Annotated in this window: 22 protein-coding genes and 4 pseudogenes; 13 read left to right on the forward strand and 13 right to left on the reverse strand. The window is 37.8% G+C overall.

Annotated elements, in window-relative coordinates:
• Position 1: 1 nt before the first annotated feature.
• Positions 2–1417: a UDP-glucose dehydrogenase family protein gene (locus tag MKZ18_RS05745; RefSeq protein ID WP_340842847.1), complete on the forward strand. Its 1416-nt coding sequence runs from the start codon at positions 2–4 to the stop codon at positions 1415–1417.
• Between the two features lie 49 nt (positions 1418–1466).
• Here MKZ18_RS05745 and MKZ18_RS05750 read toward each other — a convergent pair whose 3' ends face one another.
• A complete protein-coding gene (locus MKZ18_RS05750) occupies positions 1467–3053 on the reverse strand; it encodes a glycosyl hydrolase family 28-related protein (RefSeq protein ID WP_340842846.1) in 1587 nt (528 codons plus the stop codon).
• Between the two features lie 205 nt (positions 3054–3258).
• Here MKZ18_RS05750 and MKZ18_RS05755 point away from each other — a divergent pair, with 205 nt between their 5' ends.
• Both MKZ18_RS05755 and MKZ18_RS05760 read left to right on the forward strand, forming a co-directional pair.
• A complete protein-coding gene (locus MKZ18_RS05755) occupies positions 3259–4011 on the forward strand; it encodes a YveK family protein (RefSeq protein WP_340842845.1) in 753 nt (250 codons plus the stop codon).
• Positions 4001–4705, forward strand: coding sequence for a CpsD/CapB family tyrosine-protein kinase (locus MKZ18_RS05760; protein ID WP_340842844.1), 705 nt, complete (start codon positions 4001–4003; stop codon positions 4703–4705). The genes MKZ18_RS05755 and MKZ18_RS05760 overlap by 11 nt, the downstream gene beginning before the upstream one ends.
• A 101-nt stretch (positions 4706–4806) precedes the next feature.
• Here MKZ18_RS05760 and MKZ18_RS05765 read toward each other — a convergent pair.
• The 7 genes and pseudogenes from MKZ18_RS05765 to tagU form a co-directional block, all read right to left on the reverse strand.
• A pseudogene (locus tag MKZ18_RS05765) lies at positions 4807–5322 on the reverse strand (transposase); the annotation flags it as partial.
• Positions 5323–5383: 61 nt separating this feature from the next.
• Positions 5384–6148 (reverse strand): IS21-like element helper ATPase IstB, encoded by a 765-nt coding sequence (gene istB / locus MKZ18_RS05770; RefSeq protein WP_000980839.1) that lies wholly within the window; start codon positions 6146–6148, stop codon positions 5384–5386.
• The gene (istA, locus tag MKZ18_RS05775; protein WP_251385950.1) at positions 6145–7407 is read right to left on the reverse strand and encodes an IS21 family transposase; all 1263 of its coding nucleotides are present in this window, start codon (positions 7405–7407) and stop codon (positions 6145–6147) included. The genes istB and istA overlap by 4 nt, the downstream gene beginning before the upstream one ends.
• Positions 7408–7529: 122 nt before the next feature.
• Positions 7530–8576 (reverse strand): annotated as a pseudogene (locus MKZ18_RS05780) (transposase); the annotation flags it as partial.
• Between the two features lie 79 nt (positions 8577–8655).
• Positions 8656–9814, reverse strand: a pseudogene (locus tag MKZ18_RS05785) (IS3 family transposase).
• Between the two features lie 245 nt (positions 9815–10059).
• A complete protein-coding gene (locus tag MKZ18_RS05790; RefSeq protein WP_340842843.1) occupies positions 10060–11292 on the reverse strand; it encodes an O-antigen ligase family protein in 1233 nt (410 codons plus the stop codon).
• A 70-nt stretch (positions 11293–11362) separates the two neighbouring features.
• On the reverse strand, positions 11363–12304 hold the full coding sequence (gene tagU, locus MKZ18_RS05795) for a polyisoprenyl-teichoic acid--peptidoglycan teichoic acid transferase TagU (RefSeq protein WP_340842842.1): 942 nt from the start codon (positions 12302–12304) through the stop codon (positions 11363–11365).
• Positions 12305–12484: 180 nt separating this feature from the next.
• On the opposite strand from tagU, the gene MKZ18_RS05800 reads away from it, so the two are divergent.
• The 6 genes from MKZ18_RS05800 (at position 12485) to MKZ18_RS05825 (ending at position 18058) form a co-directional block, all read left to right on the forward strand.
• Positions 12485–13264 (forward strand): SGNH/GDSL hydrolase family protein, encoded by a 780-nt coding sequence (locus MKZ18_RS05800; protein ID WP_340842841.1) that lies wholly within the window; start codon positions 12485–12487, stop codon positions 13262–13264.
• 126 nt (positions 13265–13390) lie between these two features.
• Entirely contained in the window at positions 13391–14158 is a 768-nt protein-coding gene (locus tag MKZ18_RS05805) for a tyrosine-protein phosphatase (protein WP_340842840.1), read from the forward strand.
• Between the two features lie 112 nt (positions 14159–14270).
• On the forward strand, positions 14271–14996 hold the full coding sequence (locus MKZ18_RS05810) for a CpsB/CapC family capsule biosynthesis tyrosine phosphatase (RefSeq protein WP_340842839.1): 726 nt from the start codon (positions 14271–14273) through the stop codon (positions 14994–14996).
• Positions 14997–15227: 231 nt separating this feature from the next.
• Entirely contained in the window at positions 15228–16274 is a 1047-nt protein-coding gene (locus MKZ18_RS05815; protein WP_225001954.1) for a YARHG domain-containing protein, read from the forward strand.
• On the forward strand, positions 16274–17074 hold the full coding sequence (locus tag MKZ18_RS05820; protein WP_340842838.1) for an N-acetylmuramoyl-L-alanine amidase family protein: 801 nt from the start codon (positions 16274–16276) through the stop codon (positions 17072–17074). Before MKZ18_RS05815 ends, MKZ18_RS05820 begins: the two co-directional genes overlap by 1 nt.
• Before the next feature lie 216 nt (positions 17075–17290).
• Entirely contained in the window at positions 17291–18058 is a 768-nt protein-coding gene (locus MKZ18_RS05825; protein ID WP_025909584.1) for a tyrosine-protein phosphatase, read from the forward strand.
• A 130-nt stretch (positions 18059–18188) separates the two neighbouring features.
• On the opposite strand, the pseudogene MKZ18_RS05830 reads toward MKZ18_RS05825, so the two are convergent.
• The 5 genes and pseudogenes from MKZ18_RS05830 to MKZ18_RS05850 all read right to left on the reverse strand — a co-directional run.
• Positions 18189–18920, reverse strand: a pseudogene (locus MKZ18_RS05830) (alcohol dehydrogenase catalytic domain-containing protein); the annotation flags it as partial.
• Between the two features lie 18 nt (positions 18921–18938).
• A complete protein-coding gene (locus MKZ18_RS05835) occupies positions 18939–19307 on the reverse strand; it encodes a spore coat protein (protein ID WP_025909580.1) in 369 nt (122 codons plus the stop codon).
• A 16-nt stretch (positions 19308–19323) separates the two neighbouring features.
• The gene (locus MKZ18_RS05840; protein ID WP_025909579.1) at positions 19324–19569 is read right to left on the reverse strand and encodes a hypothetical protein; all 246 of its coding nucleotides are present in this window, start codon (positions 19567–19569) and stop codon (positions 19324–19326) included.
• A gap of 605 nt (positions 19570–20174) precedes the next feature.
• Positions 20175–21029: an SDR family oxidoreductase gene (locus MKZ18_RS05845; RefSeq protein WP_025909578.1), complete on the reverse strand. Its 855-nt coding sequence runs from the start codon at positions 21027–21029 to the stop codon at positions 20175–20177.
• Between the two features lie 96 nt (positions 21030–21125).
• Complete coding sequence (locus MKZ18_RS05850; RefSeq protein WP_061784864.1) at positions 21126–21548, reverse strand: Rrf2 family transcriptional regulator; 423 nt, start codon at positions 21546–21548, stop codon at positions 21126–21128.
• A 219-nt stretch (positions 21549–21767) separates the two neighbouring features.
• Here MKZ18_RS05850 and MKZ18_RS05855 point away from each other — a divergent pair, with 219 nt between their 5' ends.
• The 4 genes from MKZ18_RS05855 to MKZ18_RS05870 are packed head-to-tail and all read left to right on the forward strand — an operon-like array spanning position 21768 to position 25080.
• Entirely contained in the window at positions 21768–22193 is a 426-nt protein-coding gene (locus tag MKZ18_RS05855) for a hypothetical protein (protein ID WP_061784863.1), read from the forward strand.
• A gap of 2 nt (positions 22194–22195) precedes the next feature.
• Complete coding sequence (locus MKZ18_RS05860; RefSeq protein ID WP_061784862.1) at positions 22196–22459, forward strand: DUF5344 family protein; 264 nt, start codon at positions 22196–22198, stop codon at positions 22457–22459.
• Positions 22460–22514: 55 nt separating this feature from the next.
• Complete coding sequence (locus MKZ18_RS05865) at positions 22515–24614, forward strand: T7SS effector LXG polymorphic toxin (RefSeq protein ID WP_340842835.1); 2100 nt, start codon at positions 22515–22517, stop codon at positions 24612–24614.
• A 25-nt stretch (positions 24615–24639) separates the two neighbouring features.
• Complete coding sequence (locus tag MKZ18_RS05870) at positions 24640–25080, forward strand: SMI1/KNR4 family protein (RefSeq protein WP_100347327.1); 441 nt, start codon at positions 24640–24642, stop codon at positions 25078–25080.
• The last annotated feature ends 337 nt before the right edge of the window (positions 25081–25417 follow it).

Genomic DNA, 25417 nt, shown 5'->3' on the forward strand with positions numbered 1-25417 from the left:
TATGAAGGTAGTAGTAATTGGTTCAGGATATGTCGGAAGCGTAACTGGTATCGCTTTTTCAGCACTAGGTCATCAAACAACGGTAGTAGATATTGATATTAATAAAGTTAACACAATCTTAAATGGACAAAGTCCTATTTATGAACCGGGGTTAGATAATTTAATTGAAAAATTTATTGGTAAAACCTTGTCAGCTACAACTAGTTATGAGTGTGTTAAAGAAGCAGATGTAGTATTTATAGGTGTAGGTACACCTTCGAGAGAAGATGGAACAGCAGATTTAGCGTATATTAAATCTGCTGCTAAAAACATTGGAGAGAACTTAAATTCTAATAGATTTACTGTTATTGTTAATAAATCTACTGTACCAGTAGGAACAGCTGACTTAGTAAGTGGTATTATTGAAGATACGTCGGGTTTACGTAGAAATGCTGACTTTGCTGTAGTAAGTAACCCAGAATTTTTAAGAGAAGGATTTGCAATTGAAGATGTATTCTTCCCAGATCGAATTGTTATTGGTACAACAAGTGAACAAGCACGCTTAATCATGAGAGATTTATATTCGAATTTAATTAACCGTCAAGGCTATGGTGAATTAATTGAAGGCTTTCAATTTAACTATGCAGAAAAATTAAATAGTCCAAGTCCAGTTTATTTTGAAACTGATGATAAAAGTTCAGAATTAATTAAATATGCATCTAATGCATTTCTAGCAGTGAAGATTAGTTATGTTAACGAAATGGCCAGGCTATGTGAGTCTTTAGATGCTAACATTCTAGATGTAGCCTTAGGTATGGGCTTAGATTCTAGAATAGGTAACAAATTCTTACAAGCTTCTAGTGGTTGGAGCGGAAGCTGTTTTCCTAAAGATACCGCTGAAATTTTAGCTACTAGTACTAGTTACAATACAAAATTATCTGTAGTAGAGGCTGCTGTAAGCTCAAACTTAGAGATGCATGATTATTGTGTCAGCAAGGTTCAGCATGAACTTAAAAGTTTAAATGGTAAAACTATAGGTATATTAGGATTGACTTTTAAACCAAATACTGATGATGCTCGTAAAACTCAAGCATCCTATATTATAGAAAAATTAATTGCTTTAGGTGCTAGAGTTAAAGTTCATGATCCACAAGGTATGGAAATGTTTAAATCTTTAAATAATAATCTTGATATTGAATATTATGAAAACCCTATAGAAATGACTCGAAACACTGATGGAATTATTTTACTAACTCACTGGAATGAATATATAGAACTTGACTGGAAAACTATATTTGATAGTGTACGCAACCCGTATGTCTTTGATACTAGAAATGTGTTAAATCACTTTAGTATGGTAGAAATTGGATTTAAATATGAAGGTCTAGGTATCTCACAGTATAATACTATTCCTTATAATGTAGAAGCTTCAGTGTAAAAAATACCCCCATTGCAACTTATGGAAGCAGTGGGGGTATTTATGGAAATTAAAATTCTAATATTTTTATTTCTTTGATTTTAATTTTTGTTTGAGATTCATAATTACTTTGTAATTGAATTAGTCTCTTTTCGTTGCTCGGTTCTATAATTAATTCAGCTTTTGACCACTGTTTACTTCTTGATTCTGGTAACAATAGTATACCTTGAGTTATAGAAGAAGCAGGAGCAATAGTTTTAATTCCTAAAACCCATCTACTGTTGGGCGAAGCTTTATAATTAATCATTATTAATAACCTCTTATTAGCTGGTAGAATAGGCATAGAAGAAACGTTTCCATATAATTTATAACTGATAATTGAAGTACTACCATTTTTATTAGACTGAGTTAATGTATTCCAACTTTTAAATGAACTAGCATTACCTTTGTAGAGTAGATGAGGCTGTAATAACGGATTAACTCTTATATTAGGAATACTCCAATTATATTTAATTTCTTTGTGTGAAGTTATAATTATATATTGCCAATTAGTAGAGTAAGTTTTACTAATTGTTATGTTATAAGGACTTTGTAAACCTGTAGTTACTTTATTGTCTGACTCCGCTGTTAATAATTTGCTTTTTAAAGATGGGATGATAATAGATTTACTAATATTAATGTTTCTTGCGACTCCACGTGGAGGAGGTGTACCAGCCCACCAACTACCAGCCCTGAGATTTAGCTCTGACTGAGAAAATTTGCGGTTGTTATGATACAATACGGCATAAGACAAATCAAAGCTTGTTTTTCCAAAACTGCCTATACCTGCACCATTATGAAAAGAAATAATGCGTTTGGCAACTGTGTTATAACACCATTCAAAATTAAGGCCATGTTTCTTATTATTAAACGCAATAACATTTGATATCTTTACATTTTTTGCCCCATAGGTACTTATGCCAGACCAAGAATTGTTATAAACAAGGATGTTTTTAACAGATATATTTGTAGAAAGCATACCGTTTAGGTAGTTTCCATTTATATGTATGCCGGTTCCATCAATATTAAAAGCTTTAATATCTTTTACATTTATATTTGAAGAAGCATCATTTAAAAAGATTCCAAAGCTTTCTTTATTTTTTCCAGCTAAATTTTTGGTTTCTAAAGCTTTAATACTTACGTTTTTAGTATAGGGGTCTTTTAACCGTATAGCTCGAAACCCAATATATTCTTTATTTTCCATATTAATCAGATTTTTTTGACCATCTATTATTAAATTTTTTAATTTTGTATTACTTTGTAGAGATATACCTGCATATATACCCTTTTTGTTTATACTTTTTGGGTTAAGTTTAAGGGTGCTTTTATTTTTTTTTCCTCTTAATGTAATACCCGAGGGAATAGAAATACCCCCTTCAAATTCAGAATATGTATGAGCTTTAATTAAGTATTCTTTTGGAGGAATATATACAGTTTTTAAATGGTTTTCTTTAGCATATTCTATAGCATATATTATTGCGGTAGTATCGTCTTTATTATCATTTGGAGTTGCACCAAAGTCTTCTATATTAACATAATAATACTTCTGTAATTGTAAATATAACGATATAGATATCAGTAAGAAAAAAAGTGATATTAGTACTATTTTTAATTTCAATATACTCACCTAGAATCCTATTTTTTGGGTTTTAATTGGAATAAAATGTTTTTGTTTCTATTATACAGTAAAAAAGCATGATATATATAGGTTTTCTTAAATTCTAGGAATATTAATATGAAATTTTTATTAGAAATTTATAGAAGTTATAGGTATTTTTTATTATAATAGAAACTGCTTGAATTTATAAATATCGGAGGTCATCATGAAAGAAACAATTAGTTTTATTGAATTGTTTCAAGTATTGAAAAAACGCTTGTGGTTAATCGGGATAATAACTATTTTAATTGCAATTTTTAGTGCAGTAATTAGCTTTTTTATTTTAACACCGGTTTACCAAGCGAAAACTCAATTACTTGTTAACCAAGAAAAGACAGAGCAGCAAGCATATAATTTTAATGAAGTACAAGCTAATATCCAATTGGTAAATACGTATAGTGTAATTATTAAAAGTAGAGCAATATTAGAGTTAGTGAAAGAAGAATTAAACTTAAAGCAAACTGTTGAAGAGTTAGATCAACAAATTCAGGTTACTAGCGTAAAAGATTCGCAAATTGTAGAGATTACAGTTGAAGATAATTCAATAAATACAGCAGTGCGTATTGCAAATACTACAGCAACAATATTTCAAGAACAAATACAGAAAATGATGAAAATAGACAACGTTAGCATTGTGTCACCTGCAGCTGTCGAAGGTGATATTTCTCCAGTTAAGCCTAATCCTATGTTAAATATAGCGATAGGTATTATTTTAGGCCTGGTCTTAAGCATTGGAATAGTGTTCTTATTGGAATTCTTAGACAATACAGTTAAATCTGAGGAAGATGTTGAAAAAATATTAGGACTACCTATAATAGGAGTAATTACAAGTATTACAGACGTACCTAATGCTAAAGATAGCCGAAGTTCACGAGTTTCAAATCATCATAGAGCTAGGGGGGAGTCAATTGGCTCGTAAGCAAAAACATAATAATAAGCAATTGACAGCTCATCGTAGAATTATATCTCATATAATTCCTAAGTCACCTACAGCTGAGCAATATCGTACTTTAAGATCAAATATTCAATTCTCAAATGTAGATAAAGATATTAAATCAATTGTTATGACTTCTTCAGGGCCTGGAGAAGGAAAGTCTACTACAGCGGCTAATTTAGCCATAGTATATGCTCAACAAGGTAGTAAAGTGTTACTGGTAGATGCTGATTTGAGAAAACCAACCGCTCATTACTCATTTAAACTTGAAAATTTTATAGGGTTTACAAGCATTTTGACTAAAAATACTTTATTAAAAGAATCCGTGCAAAGCACTGAAATTCCAAATTTATCAGTCTTAACCAGTGGTCCTATCCCACCAAACCCGTCAGAACTTTTGGCTTCTATCCAAATGAAAAAGTTGTTACAAGAAATGAAGGAAGAGTTTGACTTTATAATTTTAGATACCCCACCTACTTTAGCAGTTACGGATGCACAAATACTGGCTAATCAAGCGGATGGTACTATTTTAGTTGTTAGTAGTGGAAAAGCCGAAAAAAGTAGTGCAATAAGAGCTAAGGAGCTTTTAATTAATGCCAATGCTAATATATTAGGAGTAGTACTAAACAACAGAAAAGTTGAGGAAAGTGGAAACTATTATTACTATTATGGTAATTGAAATTGAGGCTGGGACATAACTAGCCAAAAATAATGAAAAAGGGTTCTCATCATCGCATTTTGATGATGAGAACCCTTTTTTTGTTGATCTGTTTGATTGGTCTATGCACATTTTACACTGGAGGCGATGTACTTTCGTACATTCACCGCCATGAACGCAAACCCTAATTCGTTTTTCACGTTCTCTTTGCCTCTTACGGACATTCGAGTGAAACGCAAATTAGCCTTCAGATATCCAAAAACTGGTTCTACGTCAATCTTACGTTTTCCGTAGATTTTACCCGTTTTTTCTTCTGAAAGCAGCTGTTGAATGCTTTTCTTTTGTTGTTCCCACTTTTCGTTATAATGGATTCTTCGGTTCTTTCCTTCCTTCGCCTTCGTACATTGTGAACGAAAAGGACAACCTGAACAGTCTTCACATTCGTACACATTGAATAACCTTGTAAATCCGTAACGGTCTGTGCGATGCGATTTGTAACGAAACGTCAACTTATTCCCGTTGGGACAAGTAAAGGAATCATCTTCTTCATGATAATCCCAATTCGCTGTCTGAAATGGGTCATTCTTAACGCGTTTTTTCTTCTCTTTTCGATACATACTATATGTGATAAGAGGCGTATGTCAACAACGATTCAAATTTCCCCAATTTCAACGAAATGAAATTCCCCATTATGAACGGCTAAATCGTTGTTTGGGCAGGATAAATTCCTGCTTTTTTCTTTTCTCGCAAACGGTAGGAGTCACCCTTGATGTTAAATGTAATCGCATGATGTAAGAGGCGATCCAAGATAGCCGTTGCCAATACATCGTCACCAAAAACTTTTCCCCATTCAAGGTACGATTTATTAGATGTTAAAATCATTGCTCCTTGTTCGTATCGCTTTGAAACAACCTGGAAGAAAACATTGGCGGTTAGTTCATCAAAAGGAAAATAACCTACTTCATCTACAATTAACACGTCTGGACGACTCCAACGATTTACGAGTCGCTGGAGTGTCCCTTTATCATTGGCCTTGCGGCACTGAGCCACTAAGTCGTCGGCCGACAAAAATAGGGCTGTATATCCTTGGGTAATCGCTTCAATCGCAAAGGAGACGGCTAAATGAGTTTTTCCTACACCCGGAGGACCCAGTAATATGCGATTTTCCCCATTGGCAATAAAGCGACATGTTAAGGTTTCCTTGACCCTTTTCTCGCTCAGACTTGGTTGAAATGTAAAGTCAAAATCATGAATCGTTTTGGTGTAAGGCAGCTTTGCCCGTTTCATTCGCTTTTCTAGTTGATCAGAATCTTGTTGCTCCGTTTCATGCAAAACGATAGTGTGAAGAAACTCAGAATATGATACATTATCCTTAGAAGCGTCTTCTAGTAAACTATCAAGTTGGTTGGCTGTATGATGCCAGCCGAGCTTCTTTAAACGCTCCAATAAGAGTTCGTTCATCATACAGACTCACCTTCTTCCAGTGCTGCGTAAGCAGCGAGAGGGCGTTTTTCCACATTTGGAGATGGGGTATGAGAGTGAAGACCGTCGGTCGCCAAATCTTCAACGTTCTTCGCTTTCTGCCCTTTTTCTTTTGTATGTAGCCCATCATAGTGTTCCATTCGGATATGAGTAGTTGCTTTTCCTGTAAGAACCGGATGCTTTGCGATACATTCACGTTCATCGTAAATCTCTAAATGATGATCGAGTGTTTCTTTAATCTTAACCATTTGTCCAGCGTAACGGTAAGGAACTGAATACCTTTTTCCGCGGTACGACACCACACAGTCCCGACTGACTTCTCTGGTTTCCCAATGTGAAGTGGGAAACAGAGGCTTCACTCCCCATATCTGCAGGAACTTCTGTTCCTGCTCAAATCGTTGAAATGGTGACTCATTAGTAGTCTGATTGGTTTTCTTGTTAGCTATCTGATCCAACCATGTACGTACGGCTTCATTTAATGCATGTAAAGTTGGTTCGTGTTTTCGCTGAAAGAAGTTATCTTTCAAATACTTAATGGTTCTTTCTACTTTCCCCTTTGTTTGCGGACGTTTAGGACGACAGGCTTTTGGCACAATCCCATAGTAGGCTAAGAAATCCTCAAACTTGCGATTGAAACGAATCTCTACAGGACTATGCTTGATTACAACGGTTTTCATATTATCATAGAGAATTTGTTCTGGTACCCCATTAAAGTAAGAAAAAGCATTCATATGACACTTCATGAGGGTTTCGAGATTCATGTTGGTTGTAAACTCTACGTACTTCATTCGGGAATAACCTAATATCATCACAAATGCATAAATGTCTTGCAGATTGCCATTCACTAAGTATTTTCCCACGTACGCCCAATCCACTTGGGCTTGTTTCCCTGGTGGTGTTTCAAACCGTAAGGTTGCCTGTTTCTTTGGCTGTTGACGAAGAGGACGAACAAAGTCTCTTAAAATTGTCATCTTCCCCTCGTAACCCATCGTTTGAATTTCCTCTAACAGTACGACACAGTTGGTTGTTCCTTCTTTGACTCGTTGAAGGATGTAGGACTTATAGGGTTCGAGCTTACTCTCTTTCTGCTGCTCGCTTGCCTTACGTTCCGGCAACTGATTGCTTTTTAGATATTTGCTGATCGTTTTACGATCGAAGCCTGTTGCTTCTGCAATGGCTGTTTTCGTCCACCCTTTCTGAAATAACTCTCTAATCATAAAAAACTCCCCAATCTTCAGCACCGTTTCTTCACTCCATCTTTGATGTTTGTTTCGAAACGATTATCTGTTATTTTTGGGGAATTTAAAACCGTTGTTATTGGGTATTTTACAATCGTTGATTACAGCGTACGCTTTCTTTTCTGCACATCGAGGTAATTCTCTTCACTTCCATATCCCGCATCTGCGACAATATAGTCTGGGAGTTCGAAGTAGTGATGTTCAATTGCGTCAAGAAACGGACAAAGTGTTCGTGTGTCCGTTGGATTTGAAAAGACATCGTAAGCAAGTGTATATTGACCTTCTGTCGCAATTTGCACATTATACCCCGCCTTCAGTTGGCCATTCTTCATGTAGTCATCCTTCATACGCATAAACGTGGCATCATGATCTGTTTTTGAATAACTATTCCGTTCGTTAAAAATCTCCATGTCTTTTTCATACTTTAACTTACGTTTCACAAAGTCTTGAAATTGCTTATACGCTTTCTTCGGTTCTTTTCTGCTTGATCGCAGTTGTTTTCGTTCATCGGCATCTTCACTTGCTTCAATTTCTTTTGTCAACTCTTCAACCTTTTCTTCTAATTTTTTAGTGATTAGAGATAATTCTTCAACAGAAAGTTCGTCCGAACTTTCTCGTTCGATCTGTGGAATAATTTCTCTTTCTACTAGTTCGTCATACAGCTGGGTTGATTTCTCCAAGAGGCTCGCACTATACTTTTCGATTGATTTGCGCCAGACAAATGTGAACTTATTGGCATTTGCTTCAATCTTCGTTCCATCAATGAAGATTGCTTCATTATCAATCTCGTTCTCTTGAATAAGCTGACATCGAAACTGGACAAAGCACTCACGAAGAAGCACTTGAACTTCTGGGTGAACACGAAATCGATTGATTGTCCGATAGCTCGGTTCGTAACCTTGAGCTAGCCACATCATACGTATACTATCTTTGAGAAGCGCTTCAATTTTTCTTCCTGAAAAAACTGACTGTGTGTAGGCACATAAAATGATTTTCATCATCATGCGTGGATGGTAAGCAGGACACCCCGTTTTCTGTAAGAAGCCGGCAAAGGCTTCATCTGGAATATGTTCAACGAGATGGTGAACGACGAAGGCAATATCATTTTCTTGCAATTTTATTTCTAAATCTAAAGGCAAAACTGATACTACGTCAAGAAAATAGACACAGATTTCTACCGCACTTTCGCTTGGTAGCCTTCATAAAAAAGTTTAAATTTATAAAGATTTAAACTTTTTTATGAAGGAGAAATCAAGCTGCGAATTTCCTGTACATTTGTTCAAATTCATTCGGTGTGCAATACCCCAATGTCGAATGAATTCGCTTGGAATTGTAAAAGAACTCAATGTATTCAAATAGTGACTTCTTTGCTTCTTCTCTCGTTTTATACTTTGTTTGGTAAACAAGCTCTCGTTTTAGAATCCCGTGAAAGGACTCAATACAAGCGTTGTCGTAACAATTTCCTTTCCGGCTCATGCTGCCAGTCATAGTGTACTTTTTTAATAGATTTTGATATTCACAAGAAGCATATTGAACACCGCGATCTGAATGATGGACCACCCCATTCCCAGGTTTTTGGCGTTTGTAAGCCATCTTTAACGCAGAGATAACTAATTCTTTGGTCATTTTTTTATCCATGGCCCATCCTATTATCTTACGAGAATATAAATCCATTACGGTCGCCAAATACAACCAGCCCTCATTCGTTGGAATATAAGTGATATCCGTAACCCAGAACTGGTTTGGTTTACTCGCTTTAAACTGTCGATTTAAGACGTTTTCACTTACTGGGTGATGATGCCTCGAATTGGTCGTAGCCTTGTACTTTTTGACTGTACAAGACTTCCAGTGGTTCTTTGTCATTATTCGGGAGACTGTACGCTCACTTACTTTAACACCACGCTTTTTAGTGTTTTCGTAATTTTAACACTGCCATAACGTTGCTTGAATTCAAGGTGAGTCTTTAATATCTCGTGTGAGAGTTTTTTATGCTTCTTCTGTCTTTCACTAATCGGTCGATTTAACCATTTAAAGTATCCACTCTTGGAAACTCCCAAAACAATGCACATCTTCTCCACTCGGAATTGGGAGCGATTTCCATAAATGAATTCATACTTTACCGAGTGTCTTTCGCGAAGTAGTGCATCGCCTTTTTTAAGATTTCATTCTCCTCCTTGAGATCACGCATTTCCTTTCGCAGTGTTCTTACTTCAGCTTCTGCAGAGGAGAAGGATTGAACAGACTTCACCTCTGGTTCTTGGCCATATTTCTTTATCCAGTTATATAAAGTATTCTCATTAACATCCATTTCTCTAGCTACTTGAGCCACAGACTTGTTGTTTTCTGCAATATACGTTACTGTTTCTTTTTTAAATGCTTCATCATATCTTTTACCAGTACCTCTTGGCATTTCGACACCTCGTTATAGTTTTTATTTTTATTATAACAATCTGTGTCTACTTTTTAGTCTAGCATCAAAACCACTTGATTCATGTTATAATCTTTAAACATAAGGACCCTTCTTTCCGATAAGATTTTGTGTGGTAACTTTATTTTATCAGAAGTGGTCCTTATTTTAATGTAAAATTTCACCGGCTTTTTCGGTTCAGAGGAGGGTTTTGTCCCAGCCTCAATAATTGTAAAATAATAAAAATGTTATTTGATCTTAATCATATAATTCTTTAAGTCTATAGGTAATCTAATAATAATGATAATAAATAGAATCCAAAATATGTTATTTGGTACTAAAATAGTACTTTCAGTTAAACCGAATAAGAATATAGATGCCAATGTAATTAAATAAAAGTAATTAGAAGGTTCAGATGAAAGGCGTAGCAACCTTATAGAATTTAGAGTGCATTTAATAAAGATAATTAAAAAGACTAATGTGCCTATTATTCCTACTTGTAACAATAAATCCAATATAAGATTATGTGAGTGGGGGGCATCCATCCAACCAACTTGCTTTCTTATATAATAAGCTAAAGAGCTTTCTTCATGCCAAAATGCCCCAAATCCGTATCCTAACAAAGGACTTTCGATGAATTTTTGCCAGCTATAATACCAGATGTCTGTTCTTCCAGAGAAGCTTAAATCTTTATTAAAGAAACCAACTAAAGTTTTTGCATTCATAATAACGATACCTAAAATTATACAAAGTGTTATGAATCCAAACGAGAGTAAGCTAATTAATAGAAACAGATTTATTTTAAAGAGTCTAACAATTAAAACTAAAAACAGAAGTATAAATACTAGCAATATTGAAGTTGTGGAGTTTGAGCCAAATAATAGAATAGTGGCTAGCAAAATAGATAGAATAGAAAAAGATTTAGATTTAGCATAACTAATACTATATATAATGGTTATAACTAAGCCATACGTCATGTATCGCCCTAAAGAGTTTTTATGAGTATATATTCCTTTCCATATTCCAGCATGTACATCAAATTTATGTACTCCTAAAGCAGGGAAAAATACTATTAAAATTAAGCTGAGAATAGAGATTATAAAAAATGAATAAGTTAAGTACTGTACGATTTGTTTAGTATTTAATCTTATTGATATATATATACCTATAATAGTAGTACCTAATAAAGCAATATATTTATTTAGAGTAACACTGGGGTAATAAGACCATATAAAAGATAAACCGATAATTAATAATAAAAGTATCAATAGTTTATAATTAAAAATAGCACTTGATATCCCTTTAACACGTTTTAATAGAAAAAAAGAACTTAAGAAATACAATGAAAAAAATATAAATTTAAATGAAATATCTATATAGTTAGTGTTTGCTAAAAGTACAGGTATAATGCCACCTGTTCCTATAATAAACGCAGTTATAATAATAAATTTTTCAATAATACAAACCTTGTTATTCAACATAAACGCTCCTCTGTAAAAAAAGATTCAAGTGCAAGTCGCACTTGAATTTTCCACTTGGGTGTTAAATTTCTTATCTAATACCCAAATGTTCTTTTAACATACTTGATAATTGTATACGTTCAGACTCTGATACGTGATAGTAGTAAACTCCGTTGCTTGCTTTACCGCCTGTTCCTTCAAGTTGAATCTGCTCTAGGCTATGACGAGCATCTTTATAGTTCGCTTGAACATCTTTCATTTCATCAAACGTTAAGTTTGTTTTCACGTTATCGCCAATGGCATCTAAAATGCTTCCATAGTTCGCAAGAGATTTCATGCTTGCACCTTCATCAATAACGGCTTGAATAATTTGACGTTGACGTTCTTGACGTCCAAAATCTCCTCTTGGATCTTCATAGCGCATGCGTGAATACTTTAGGGCTTCTTCTCCATTTAAATCAAGCGTTCCTTTTGTAAAGTGGTGACCTTCGTAAGTGAAATCTAAGTTATTATTCACCGTTACCCCACCAACAGCATCTACTAAATCTTTAAATCCTTCCATATTAACCTGTACATAATAATCAATCGGTACATCTAAGAAGTTCTCAACAGTTTTAATCGACATATCGACACCGCCGAATGCATAGGCGTGGTTGATTTTATCTTCTTTTCCTTTTCCGATAATTTCTGTTTTTGTATCACGCGGGATGCTGACCATTTTGACTGATTTTTTGTCTGGGTTTACCGTCATAAGAATTAGTGAGTCTGAGCGTCCACGGTCTGCACCACGTTGGTCCACACCTAGTAGTAAAACGGAAATTGGATCGCGGCTGTCTAGGTTGACTTGCTGGCCACGCTTTTCTGATTTTTCACGAGATAACGGTTCATGCGTTCTGTTTAATGTGTTCGTTACGGAGCTATAGACTGAGAAAGCGTAAACTCCAATACCAATAATCAATAATAGAATGATAGAAAGAGCGATTTTAAATCCTTTTTTGGATTTACGCTTTCTGCGTCTGCGTTCTTGTTCCATATAAATGTATCTTCCTTTTCTTGTTTATTATTACGCCTTTTGTTCTGTGACAAAATACACACGTATTCTTTTATTTTACCAAAAAAAATGACAAATTTAATCATTTTTTATAAAAATTCGTCAAAATTTATATTATAATAGAAAGGAAAGGCAAGAAAGAATTAGCAAGGGAGTTAGAATATGAAAGTATTTGTGAATATTTTAGCAATCATTGTGCTTATTGCAACGATTGTAGCTGGGAAGATCTACTGGGACTCCAATACGTCCGCAGCGCCCGCTTCTCAGGAAAAAAGTACGTCAGATAGTAGCGAGTCAAAAGCTGTTTCAGGAGGAAGCTGGGAGTCATATACGTCTAATTTACCGGATTCGATTGTCGATAAACTAGCACAAGCGTCTGAAACAGGAGAGCCAATGAATCTTATGATTGTGGGTTCACAAGCAATGTCAAAGGATGAAAATAGCTGGCCCATGCTGTTAAAAGCGGAGCTTGATAAAACGTATGGTTCGTCGTTAATTGACGTGACGGTATACGAGTATGAGGGAATGAATACTCTTGAGTTTGTTCGTGGTAATACATATGAAGATATCGTAAAAGCTGATCCTGATGTGTTATTGTTTGAACCATTCTTGTTAAATGATAACGGCGTAGTAGGTATTAAAAACACGCTTGATAATTTAAGTGTGATTATGTCTCATATTACAAAAGAGGTTGACGGTGTTGTGACAATCCTTCAACCATCACAGCCAATCTACAACGCAACGAATTATCCGAAGGAAGCAAAAGAATTGGAAATGTTCTCTAAAGAGAACGGATATGAGTACGTAGATCACTGGGGTTCATGGCCAGATTACACGAGTGAAGAGATTTTAGAGTACCTATCAGAGGACCAACGTACGCTAACTGACAAAGGTCACAAGGCGTGGTCGGAAGCATTAATTAACTATTTTGTTGCTTCATAAAAGATAGCAGGATGATCCTGCTATCTTTTTTTTGTTGTAAAATGTCGATTTGTAGTTGTTGTTATTGCTTGATTCAGGCTATAAAATGGTACTATATGCTTATAAAACTGTATAGGGGCTGGTTGAGTGATTGATTTAAATGTATTTTTGTTGCCTAATGTAGAAAAAGGTCCCTCTGACACCGAAACGTTTTTAAAGATGAGTCGAAGGCTCGTGTCAGAGGGAGTAACGACGATTATGACAAGTCCGTTTTACGACGGCGAAGATTTTGGATTCGAGAGGGATACGATTTTAAACCGGGTTCATGTAGCTAACCGTTCTCTAAAAGAAACAAAAATTCCATTAAATGTCGTTCCTGGGCAGCGAGCGCTACTTCAGCCGATGGTGCACCATTCGTATGATATCAATGATATTTTAACTGTTAACGATGACCGAGCGTATTTATTACTGCAGCTTCCAAGAACGAATTTTGTTACATATATCGATCAAGTGATGTATGAGCTGCAGCTGAAAAAGATTATTCCTATTATTAATGAGCCTGAATGTCATCCGTATTTTAGGAACAATCCAAATGCAGTGTACAAATTGGTGAAAAAAGGAGCGGTTATGCAGATTTCATCTCAAAGCTTGATGGGATACAACGGAGCCCAGGCGAAAAGGTTTGCTTATTTACTTCTGCGTCATGGACTTGTTCATTTAATGGCATCAGGATGTCATGCGACTAACTACCAGAAGTATTCACTTCCAAAAGCGTACGATGTTGTCCAACGACATTTTGGTGTAAGAAGCGTTTATTTATTAATGGAAAATGCTGAATCGGTTATAGCAGGGCAGAGTATTTATAAGGAACAGCCGGAGAGAATTCGAAAAGAAAAGTTTCTTGGTATCTTTTAAGTTCATCGATCTGAAAAGTGAAAACTATATGAATCTTCTTTTCGTTTGAGTGGCACAGTGACGTTATGATAGACTTATTTCAATAAAGGGTGTCATTGAGGAGAAGATAAAGATGATAGATTTATATACGGATATCGTACCGAAAAAGCTTGGGGCCTCAAAAGCTTTTCAAGAAGCAGCGTTGCTTTTAACGGAAAATGGGATTCATACCATTATTGCGAATGAACAAGGATTAGAGCCTGGTTATCTGGATGATATGAACCATATGCTAGAGTCGCGTGTCGTCCCGCTCCGTGTTATGCCAGGAGGGAGAGTACCGATTAGCGAGCGTTTTATTCAAAAGTCTCGCGGTAACTTCCAAACGATTAATGACAACAACAAATATATGCTTCTACATATCTCACATCAAGAGAAGCCTGTATATATGGAGTCATTAATTTATGAATTGCAGCTTGATCAACTTGTTCCTATTATCAGTGAGCCTGAACGCCACCCTTATTTCTTAGAGCATAAAGAAGAATTATATAAGCTGGTGAAGCAGGGTGCACTTGTGCAAATATCGTCTGATAGTATTATCGGCATACATGGAAAAAAAGTGAAGCAAGCGGCCTTTGAATTTTTAGAACATAATCTCGCTCACGTTGTTGCATCAGGCGTGACGCTTACAAACTATAAAAAATACTCGCTTCCAAAAGCATATAAGCAAATCGAAAAAGCATACGGTGCCAGCAAGGTCGACATGTTGATGGAAAACGCCGTTGCGATTGTGGATGGCAAAGGCGTACAGACCTTGCCTCCTGAACGTGTGAAGAAAGCGAAGTTTTTGGGATTGTTTTAAGTGAGAGGAAAAGCATCTTAATATCTTGTTAAGGTGCTTTTTTTTAATGAAGTCGAAGGTAACATCTATTCATATCATAATGTCTACTCATCTCTTCATGTAATGATAAAAAATAAATGGTTATAAAAAAGCTTCCAGCATATACATTAACGGTACTACTAGCATTCGTCATCGTACGTAGTAAAAGATATCCTATTTTAAACACACAGTGTGGTAATGAAGGAGAGTGGGATGATGGGATCGTTTTGTAGAGAGTGTGGGAAGCAGCTGCCGGAAAATGCGGTCGCTTGTCCAAGTTGTGGAACGATGGTAGATGGAACTCGTCAAAGAAATCAAGAAGGAACTCGAGAGTCAAAATCAACGAACTCTTGGCTAAAGATATGGGTTGTGGTGGCAACTCTACTTGTGCTTGGAGGAGCTGGTTACTTTGTCTATGATTACGTAACGAGCCAACAGAATTCTAATGAAACTACGCCCGTAACTAAACCGGAAGCTGAAACGCCGGAAGTAAAAGAAGTAGCTGAAGATGAAGAAGAACCTAAAGCACCCACTGCTCCGAAGCCGACGAATATTGTAAATGACTACAAAAAGAAGCTTGCGAACGTTTCTGTAAAGGGGAGCAGCGGAGCGTTTTCCGTTGATAGCTGGGAGATTGAGCACGATAAAGTGAACGGCACGCTTTATATAAGTGCAGATCGTCTTGGAACGCCCGTAGCGAACCGCTTCTTTACCCTTTACGATAAAGGAGAGATGAGTGCACTAAAGGCGTGGGGAAAAGACGTCTATCGCGTGAGCAACGAGCTGGCAACGCGTGTGAATGCGTCTCTGTACATTAGCGTAGGCACAGAGTGTTTAGGCGTATATCCGTATTCGATGAATTCTTCGGTGCTTGTCGATTATTCGGGTTCGTGTGGGTATTCGATTCCTATTTTAATAGGCGAGTCAAAGGATAACTTAGTTTTGTTTGATGAAGAGTATGTGTACTATGATGATTCTAGTTCGTCGGCGCCTCCTGTGAGCTATTCGGAATATGTTATTACCGATAGTGACCGTCGCGAGCTGTCGGTGTCTGAGGTAGCTGGTCTTAGTAAGCATGAGTTATATATTGCGCGAAACGAAATCTATGCGCGCTACGGATACGTGTTTGAAACGGACTACTTGCAAAACTACTTTAATGCGAAGTCCTGGTACTATCCCGCTTCCTCAAACAATATTAAGCTCAGTAAAACCGAAGAGTATAACGTTGCTCTTTTAAAGAAAGAAGAGGGACGGAGGTAATGAAAGGTTGGTATTCACTACTGCTTGTTGTGCTTGTCTGTCTGGCCTGGGCGTTCATGCTTGGAGTGGATAGAGCAAGCAATAATGAGCTTATGGAAGGAACGTATGAAACCATTCCAGTTAAGGTATTAAAAGCGAAACCATTTTCACTAGCGGAAGCTAAAATGGAAGAACCCCAAAAGTCGTTTATTGTTTATTTAGACCCCGGTCATCAAGCGCGAGCGAATACAATACATGAGCGCGTGTCACCCTATTCAAACGAAACGAAAATGAAGGTAACGGGCGGGACAACAGGGGTCGTGACAAGAAAACCTGAATATGTGCTCAATTTAGAAGCGGCTTTTTTGCTTGAAGAGCTTCTAACAGAAAAAGGGTTTGAAGTGTATTTGACGCGCTCAGCTCATGATGTAGACATCAGCAACAAAGAGCGAGCGGAGATGGCAAATGAAAAGAAAGCAGACCTTGTCATTCGGCTTCACGCAGACGGAGCCGAGAATCCAAACGTCAGCGGCTTTGGGGTTCTCGTTCCAAGCAAGAAGCAAGCCATTGCTAAACAAAGTAACCTTGCAGCAACTCACATTGTAAGTGAAGTAAAAAAGCAAAGTGGTATGAAAGTAAACGGCATTCGCTACCGCAGTGACTTAACGGGCTTTAACTGGTCTACGGTGCCGGTTGTACTTCTTGAAATGGGGTATATGACAAACCCAACTGAAGATCAAAAGCTGTCTAATCCGGCTTACTTAGAAGGGATGCTTCAAGCCGTCACAACCGGAGTGGAAAAATACGCAGCGTTACAATAGGAATAAAAAGAATGGCTCCTCGCCATTCTTTTTATTTAGGTCTATTTTCTTAAGGATCAATTCATAAGCGAATTTGGTGGATTTTGTTAGGGCTTTTCGTATTTCTTGTAATTGTACGAATGATTGTTGGATAAGTTGTCGAGCGAATTCCATAGAGAATCTCCGTGAAACATCGTATGATAAAGATAGACAATTTGTGGAGGAGGGCATCGTTCAATGATTGATCTTCAAACCTTTATTTTGCCGAACATTGATAATGGACCAAGAGATGTGCAGACGTTTACGAATATGGCGCGTTCGCTTGTGAAAAAAGGCGTTCATTCCGTCGTCGCCACTCCGCTGTTTTGGGAAGAGTCCGACGTGACGCGCCATGAGCTTATTTTGTATGCGAGCGCCGCCAACGATTGGCTAGAAGAAGCCCTTATTCCGCTTCGCGTTTTGCCAGGGCAGCTCGTACCCGCCTCGCCTCAGCTACTTAAAAACTATGAAAAACAAAAGCTTCTTACACTGAACCATACGGACAAATATCTATTAATGTCTCTACCTTATCATACGCTACCAACGAATCTCGATAGCGTACTCTACGACCTGCAGCTTCAAGGGATCGTACCAATCTTACAAGCACCTGAACGTCACCCAGTCTTTCAACAGCACCCAGATAAACTATACGATCTTGTAAAAAAAGGATTTGTAACGCAGCTTAGCGCTGGAAGTATCCTAGGGCTCAACGGAAAGCAAGCACGCAAATCTGCTTCAACCTTTATCAAGCACCGACTCGCTCACGTCATCGCATCAGGCGTAGACGAGCGCACGTATTGGGACTATTCTCTTTCAAAAGCTTATGACGTCATTTCCGACCAGTACGGAACGGGCCAGCTCTATACGTTTATGGAAAATGCAGAAGCAGTCATTGAAGGAATGGCTCTTGAGATGGAAGAGCCGGAAGCGGTGAAGAGAGGAAAGATTTTTAAGCTTTGGGCATAGAAAAAAAGAGAGTGACGTTTGAAAATGGAAAGTAAGTGATTATATGTCTTTAGTAAAAGAACAGCATCTTATCTTTAAGGTTCCAAATTATATCGTGTAAAACAAACAGAAGTCAGCAGGAGGTATTATTTGTTATTTCTTTCAAATGCATTCCTGGATTTTCAAAGTGTTCAAAATTAACAATTTCAACTTTGTTAGTACGTTTGGCATGTTGCAAGCGATAGTCTACATAATCTACGGCAATGACACGCTTTGCACCTTTTAGCCAACAGAATTTTTGAGCGAAAAGACCAACGGGACCACAGCCAAGAACAATAACTGTATCACCATTCTTTACGCCTGCATTGTCAACGCTCCAATAACCAGTAGTCATCGCATCGGCAATCACCGTTAACTTTTCATCAGGTTCTTCACAGGTTTCTGGGATTTTGAAGTGAGTAAAATTAGCAAATGGCACCCTTAAATATTCAGCTTGCCCACCTGGGTAGCCACCCGTGTTACCAGAATATCCGAAATAGGCACCCATATCACCATTATCATTCGAGTTATCACATTGGCTTTCCAAATGGTTTTTACAGTAAAGACATTCACCGCATGCGATATTAAAAGGAATAATGACTCGGTCTCCTTTTTTTACCTTAGTCACATCGGGTCCAACTTCTTCAACGATTCCCATTGGCTCATGGCCAATAACATAGTTTTCTTGCAGGTTAGGAATCATGCCGTGAATTAAATGTAAATCAGACCCACATATAGCTGTACTCGTTACTTTAATGATCATGTCATCTCGTTTTTCAATCTTTGGGTCTGGCACTTCTTTAACTACAATATTTTTAATACCTTGATACGTTACTGCCTTCATGCTATACAGCCTCCAGTGTTAGTGATCATCAGGTGTTCGGTCAAACAGCCCTTTTCTATTGCTTTCAAGCGGGAATAAATTCATTTTTCCAATCATCAATGTATTGTTGGCAGAGAGTTGATCTAATTTATACTGTTCACTTAGTTCGTATGGATGGAACCATTTTTTATTGATCATTAATTCCGTAATTTCTTGGTGCATGGCAATACCTTGCATTAATTGATTTCGTAAGAGGGTTCTAACATCAGGCGATGCAGTCTCCGTTAATGCCGTGGCAATATTGCGTACACCTTCTTTGGAGCGAAGAAGTAAATCCATCGCAAATGTAGTATCCGCTAGCTCTGGCATGTGCAACGCGTTTATAGGGTCTAGATAGTCCTGATTCAATGAAAGTGCCTCCTTGTTAATTTATTATTGGTGTTGGTCGGTTTTGAGGAACTGGTGCTTCAAACGGTACGCGTTGATAAACTACCTGTAATTCTTCAAGCGCTTTGATAGATTGTTCCACATCTTTTTTCATTAAGGCTCTTAAATCATCATCAAATACGAGTCCTTGCATTAGCTTAGATTTCGCTATGCAAAGCGTTTTAAAATTTATAACTTCATGTAAATCCAGTGATTCATGATTGGCTAATTGCTGATGATCCATTTCTAACTAACCTCCTTATTTGTTAGTACAGTCAATTGTATTGTTCCAAAAATAAGAGTGAACATTCTTGAATGGTTTTTTAAAAAATTGGTAAATTATTTGATATGGTTAAATGGTTCATAGAGTAGGGGGGGTTGTCGTGGTTCAGAATAATTGCTTCAGTAATCTTTTCTGCTTATAGTTCGGTAAGAGTCATAAGGAAAGTAAGTTTATAACGTTGACTTACATAGTAGGTAGGTAAGGAAGAATGATTAATCAATAAAAAGTGATGAAATCATTTCTATATTGAAATATGTTTAGCGGAGTGTTTCTTATAATAAATATACTTGTTCTCTAGTTTTTAAAGGGGCGGTAATGATTCCTACACTAAAAAGATTGATAGTATTATACACTAGTGTTACCGCTTCTTTTCTTTATAATACTACGACAATCATCATTGTGTTGTGGTCAATAAAATCCTTTGTTGTACAAAAAAGAATAGATGAATACAGACACTTTAATCCTGTTCATCTATCCTTTTTTTGGTTTATCAATTGTATATCATTTTATTTTAATGATAAATACGTTTGTAATAAAAGGTATGTGTTCTCTTTTTGTTGTGCCTATTAATTCATCAATGCCTGAACAAACACATCAAGCGGCTGTGCTTTGCGACCGAGCAGTTTTTCTAAGTCAGTGCTTTCTACATCGAGAGAGCCTTGACGAATTGGTTCTTGCATCTCAACAAGCATGTCAACGACAAAGCCTGGTAACCCAGCTCCGCTTAGCGCTTCCTTAAACCCAGCATCGTCTACGTTTACGACTTCCACGTCTTTTTGAAGCACGTTGCTTGCGATAGCGGCAAGTTCTTTTTGAGTGCGCGGCGTGCCTGCTAGTTCATATACGGTGTTTTCGTGACCCTCTCCAGCTAAAACAGCAGCTGCTGCCTGAGCATAGTCGCTTCGTAACGCCCAGCTGATTTTTGCATCACCTGTTGGATTTAGCCAAGGTGCTCCGTGAAGTACGCCTTGAACCGTACCCGCTTCATTTTCCACGTACCAGTTGTTGCGAAGAAGAGAATAGGCAATGCCTGATTCCTTAATGGCTTTTTCCGTTGCGCGATGCACTTCTGCAAGAGAAAGAGTGCTTTCGTCTGCTTTTGCCAGGCTTGTGTAAGCGATGAACGAAACGCCCGCTTGCTTTGCAGCTTCAACGGCAGCTTGATGTTGACGAATGCGCGTTTTATTATCTCCGTCTGTTGATACAAGCAGTAAACGATCAATGCCAGCGAACGCTTCAGCAAGCGTTTCGGGTTGATCAAAATCACCGTGACGCACGTCAACTCCTTGTGCTTTTAGGTGCGCTGCCTTTTCAGGGTTTCGCACGCTCACCGCTAGGTTTTCTGCGGGTACCGTTTGTAAAAGAGTTTCAACTACAATTGAACCGAATTGTCCTGTTGCTCCTGTAACTAACATTTTCATCTGTTCATTCCTCCACTTTATTTAGTATATATAACCATACTGGTTATAACTCGAATGGTTACAACTAGTGTTTTAAAAAAAGCTCATAAAAGAGCTTTAGTTACCATGTGCTTTTTCAATCATCATTCCAATGGTCGTTTCATTCAATCGTTTTTCCATGGCAGCCTGAGCTTCTTTTAGCTCCGCAGAAAGAGAGTCTTCAATCGTTCTTCCCACTGGGCATAAGATGTTTGGCTTTTCATGAATATTAAACAACTGTCCATCTTCAACCACATCAACTGCTTTGTAAACATCGAGTAGGGTAATTTCTGACGGTTCTTTCAAAAGCGACGCTCCGCCAACACCTGCCCGTACGTCAATTAAGCCAGCTTTTTTCAACATGCTCATAATTCTTCGAACGACGACAGGGTTTGTATTTACGCTTCCTGCAATAAAGTCGCCCGTGCATTCACTGGGTGCGACCGCAATTAGAGTTAACGTATGAACGGCCATGGAGAATCGGCTGCTAATTTGTTTCATTGCTTATCACCACCGTTGTAACCATTATAGTTACAATGTATTTTATTTGTCAATAAAAAAGATCAAAGAAAAAAATGGAATATGTATAGGTCTTTTATCTAAAAATTTCCATTGAACTCACAGATATTAGTAGAAAAAGAGAAGTTCTTCCTATTTAGAACCAATATTCATTATTTTATACTATAAAATATGGAAAAATACTGTGCGGAGGTGCGATCAGTGGATTACGCAAAGATTATTGCTGGGCTATCAAGTACGATTTCTCATCAAGCAGCGGAAGTAAATGAAAAAATTCGGTTGTTGGAGTCCGCCAAGCAGCAAGTGACGTCAGAGAGAACGCTCTCCATGAACGATATGAGCTTAGTAACCAATCCAGAGCTTGGAGAAGGATGGAAAGGAAAGCGGTCGACTTCATTTGATGAACAGCGTGAAAGTGCGAAAGAAGAGCTGAAGCGAATCTTACAAGATGAATATGAAGACTACTTATCGGATATTGATTCGGCAATTCTGAAGCTTGAACGTCAACAGCTTCTATTAAACGGACTGAGCTTCGTGGCAACAGAAGCGAGTTCGCTTGTACATAAAGGAGAAGAAGCAGCGGAGGATCTGCACCGAAAGATTAGTCATATCAGAGGGAGGCTGTAAGCATGGGAAAAACGATTAAATTAAACTATGAATCGGTCATGAATGAGCTAAACGCGTTAAAGGCAGCGAAAGATAACATCGTCGTAAAGGAAATGAAAAGCGTCGGAGACAATCGTTTAGAAATCACGGAGATGATGAAGAATCAAGAGATGGAAATCCAGCAGCTCATGACGAACTATGTTCAGCTTCTGACTAAGCAAATAGCGGATACGGAAAGCAACCTCAAACAGCTGAAAGCGCAGGATGAGATGATGGCGCGCAGATAAGGCGTAGGATGAAAGATAGGTAGAAAACGTATATAATAGAGAGGAGCTTTTTGGAGTGCAAAACGCTGTATATGATGCGAGCGCGCTGCTAGAGACAGCAAAAGAGCGCATCAGTTCATATAACGAAATGGAAAAGCAACTACTAGTATTACAAAAAGCGTTTAAGCGAATCGCCGCTTTAGATGAGGATCTTCAAGGAAAAGGCGCAGACAATATTAAAGCTTTTTATCAAAGCCACGCAGACATTGCTAATCAGTGGCTGAACTTAATTGAAACAAACCGAGCTTTTTTTGAAACCATTGAAGCAAAAATGGGAACTTCAGAGCTTGAAGGAAGTACGTTTGTAGCGGAAGCGTTTCTAGACCAAAATGTTCATCAAGGAAACACGCAAGCTAAAGAAATGATTATCCAGCAGCAAAACGCTCTGCAGAATATTTTTAATACAATCGACCATATCTTACCGCTCAACGTCTTTTCAAGTGCTAAGTACAATCAGTACCTAGAAGAAGCAGAACAAGAGCGAAAGGATACGCTCCAAGCCGTGAATCAGCTAGACGCGGATCTCGTTCAAGAATACAAAGGGCTGTCATTCTTCTATAATATGGTCACCCAAAACATTCAAGCCGTCACAAGTTCCACAAGTCAAGCAGGTAACGCGACGCCTCTTTACTTTGACCTTGATGCCTATAAAGCAAGCCCAGTGTATGGCATGCAGGGGGAAGCCAACAGCCGCGCCGTTTCGTATGTGGAAGCCAAAGAAGCCGAGCGAAAAGCCTACGAAAATCAAAAGAACATTCAAGCGCAAGAAAGCTTCACGCTTGAAGTATGCGAAAACCCACATGCCAAGAAGAAAGAAGAAAAAGGATTTTGGGGTGCGGCTTGGAGAAGCGTCACAAGTGGGGTCGAACATGCATGGGATAAGACAATGGATGGCTTTCACGCAGGCGTTGACAAAGTCACCCACGGAACAGAAGCTGCTTGGACCGCGACAAAAACGGGCTGGAACACCGGCGTACAAGCTGTTTCAGACGGCGTAAAGGATATGAAGCACACAGCTCACGAAACGTGGGCAGATGTCCAATCCCAAGCAGCAGCCGGTCTCGCAAAAGCGAAAGTGAGCACAAAGCTTGCCATCGAAGTGTCCAAAGAAAGCTGGAAAGTCAGCATTGAAAACATCAAGCAAGGAACCAAAACCGCGCTAGACGTCACAAAACGAAGCTGGGATGGCGTCGCTGGCGGAGCGACAGATGCCGTTGTCGATACGTGGAATGACCTCGTACATATGGTCCAGCATCCAGTCGAAACAGCAGAAAGCATCGGTGAAGGAGTCAAAGCTGTTTGGGATGATCCAAAAGGCGTAGCTCACACCATCGGTAATGAGATAAAAGACTCCTGGAATGAACAGGTCATAAACGGTGATGCAAAAAGCAGAGGCCACTATTTCTCTTACCTAACCGCTAACGTTGCCATGAGCATAGTCGGCACAAAAGGAGCGGACAAGCTCGCAAAAGCGACGAAGCTTGAACAACTCAGCGGTGCCGCCACGAAGAAACTGAATGAAGGTGCCGCAGCTATTCATGTGCGTACGCAGTCAGCTCTGCAGAACTTGGGTCTAAATAAGTTGGATAATCGTTTAGCGTATCCAGGTGTTGGATCTGTGAAGGGGAATGGTGGGTATCAGTTTGTTGAGCGTGTGGATGGTGGTAATGGGGTTGGGACGAAGGTTAGGGATGAGAGTGGTAAAGGCACGGGTAAGAACCAAGAAGTAGTGAAGTTTACAAAGGAACAATTATCTACTAAACCAGCATATTCTAGAGATCCTGACAAATGGCAGAAAAAAGGTGGGAAAATCGAAATTGATGAGGAAGGAACGTGGACTTATACTGATTGGGAGATACCACCAAATCGTGTTTCTTATCCAGGTGGTTTTCCAGATTTCAAATCTGCTGGGATGGTAAAACAAGAAGTTCCAATAGGTAAGTTTGAGAGATATGATCTTGACTTTGCTAAGGCTGATGAATTAGCCCCAAATGGTCCTAAATCAGATGAAAATACATGGCACCATCATCAAGATTTAACTACTATGCAAGAAATTGATAAAGAGATGCACAGAAGATTCCGACACATGGGTGGAATGTCATTATCTAAGAAATAAAAAGATTAAAGGGGAGTGAAATAAAATGAATTTAAATGCTTTTGGTAAAGCAACAAAAGAATCGATTGAAGAATTTGAAGAGTTTTTAGGATTTTTACTTCCTGAAGATTATAAAAAATTTTTAAGTGAATATAACGGAGGGACTTCAAAAGTTAGGTATAGTAAATTTTATGTTAAAGAATTAAATCAGGAAATTCCATTAGATGTCTTATATGGTTTAGGTGTAAAAAAAACATTTGACTTAAGTAAATGCTATGAAGAGTTTGAAGAAGATATGTTAACAAATAGTTTAATAATAGGTGATGATCCGGGTTCAGGATTAATTGTACTCATTACCGATACTGAAAACCATGGTGTATATTATTGGGATCACTCTTTTTATTTCCCGGAATCAAGTGAAGAAGAAAATACGTATAAAATCGCTGGGAGTTTTAAGGAATTTATTAATGGATTGAGGTATCCTTAATCAAGAGCTTTTTAGTTAGCTAGCATAAACGAGCTAAGGCAAGATGACATTTTATTTGTTGTCGGGTACAAAGACATGGAACGCATAAAAAACTAACGACTAAACACAAACTCGTAAGTTTTAAAGGTAGTACTTGGCACGAGACACAAAAGGTATCATACTGTTTTTCTGATGCAATGAAACTTAAAGCACTTGATTGTCAACTAGAGGCAACAAGTGCTTTTTATTTTTAGATTACAACATAGGATACGGATAAGACTGCTAATTTTTAAGAAAAAAAGAAGAAAATGATAAGTATTCCCTTGATTTATCAGTAAATTAAACCGAATATATTACT

It is taken from the genome of Priestia sp. FSL W8-0001, from assembly GCF_038050335.1.
Classification (GTDB): Bacteria; Bacillota; Bacilli; order Bacillales; family Bacillaceae_H; genus Priestia; species Priestia flexa.

Coding starts and splice junctions, on each gene's coding strand:
- MKZ18_RS05820 (WP_340842838.1), top strand. CDS start 16,274: ATGAAAGGTTGGTATTCACTACTGCTTGTTGTGCTTGTCTGTCTGGCC.
- istB (WP_000980839.1), bottom strand. CDS start 6,148: ATGATGAACGAACTCTTATTGGAGCGTTTAAAGAAGCTCGGCTGGCAT.
- MKZ18_RS05870 (WP_100347327.1), top strand. CDS start 24,640: ATGAATTTAAATGCTTTTGGTAAAGCAACAAAAGAATCGATTGAAGAA.
- MKZ18_RS05745 (WP_340842847.1), top strand. CDS start 2: ATGAAGGTAGTAGTAATTGGTTCAGGATATGTCGGAAGCGTAACTGGT.
- tagU (WP_340842842.1), bottom strand. CDS start 12,304: ATGGAACAAGAACGCAGACGCAGAAAGCGTAAATCCAAAAAAGGATTT.
- MKZ18_RS05790 (WP_340842843.1), bottom strand. CDS start 11,292: ATGTTGAATAACAAGGTTTGTATTATTGAAAAATTTATTATTATAACT.
- MKZ18_RS05845 (WP_025909578.1), bottom strand. CDS start 21,029: ATGAAAATGTTAGTTACAGGAGCAACAGGACAATTCGGTTCAATTGTA.
- MKZ18_RS05800 (WP_340842841.1), top strand. CDS start 12,485: ATGAAAGTATTTGTGAATATTTTAGCAATCATTGTGCTTATTGCAACG.
- MKZ18_RS05860 (WP_061784862.1), top strand. CDS start 22,196: ATGGGAAAAACGATTAAATTAAACTATGAATCGGTCATGAATGAGCTA.
- MKZ18_RS05840 (WP_025909579.1), bottom strand. CDS start 19,569: ATGGATCATCAGCAATTAGCCAATCATGAATCACTGGATTTACATGAA.
- MKZ18_RS05810 (WP_340842839.1), top strand. CDS start 14,271: ATGATAGATTTATATACGGATATCGTACCGAAAAAGCTTGGGGCCTCA.
- MKZ18_RS05850 (WP_061784864.1), bottom strand. CDS start 21,548: ATGAAACAAATTAGCAGCCGATTCTCCATGGCCGTTCATACGTTAACT.
- MKZ18_RS05825 (WP_025909584.1), top strand. CDS start 17,291: ATGATTGATCTTCAAACCTTTATTTTGCCGAACATTGATAATGGACCA.
- MKZ18_RS05815 (WP_225001954.1), top strand. CDS start 15,228: ATGATGGGATCGTTTTGTAGAGAGTGTGGGAAGCAGCTGCCGGAAAAT.
- MKZ18_RS05755 (WP_340842845.1), top strand. CDS start 3,259: ATGAAAGAAACAATTAGTTTTATTGAATTGTTTCAAGTATTGAAAAAA.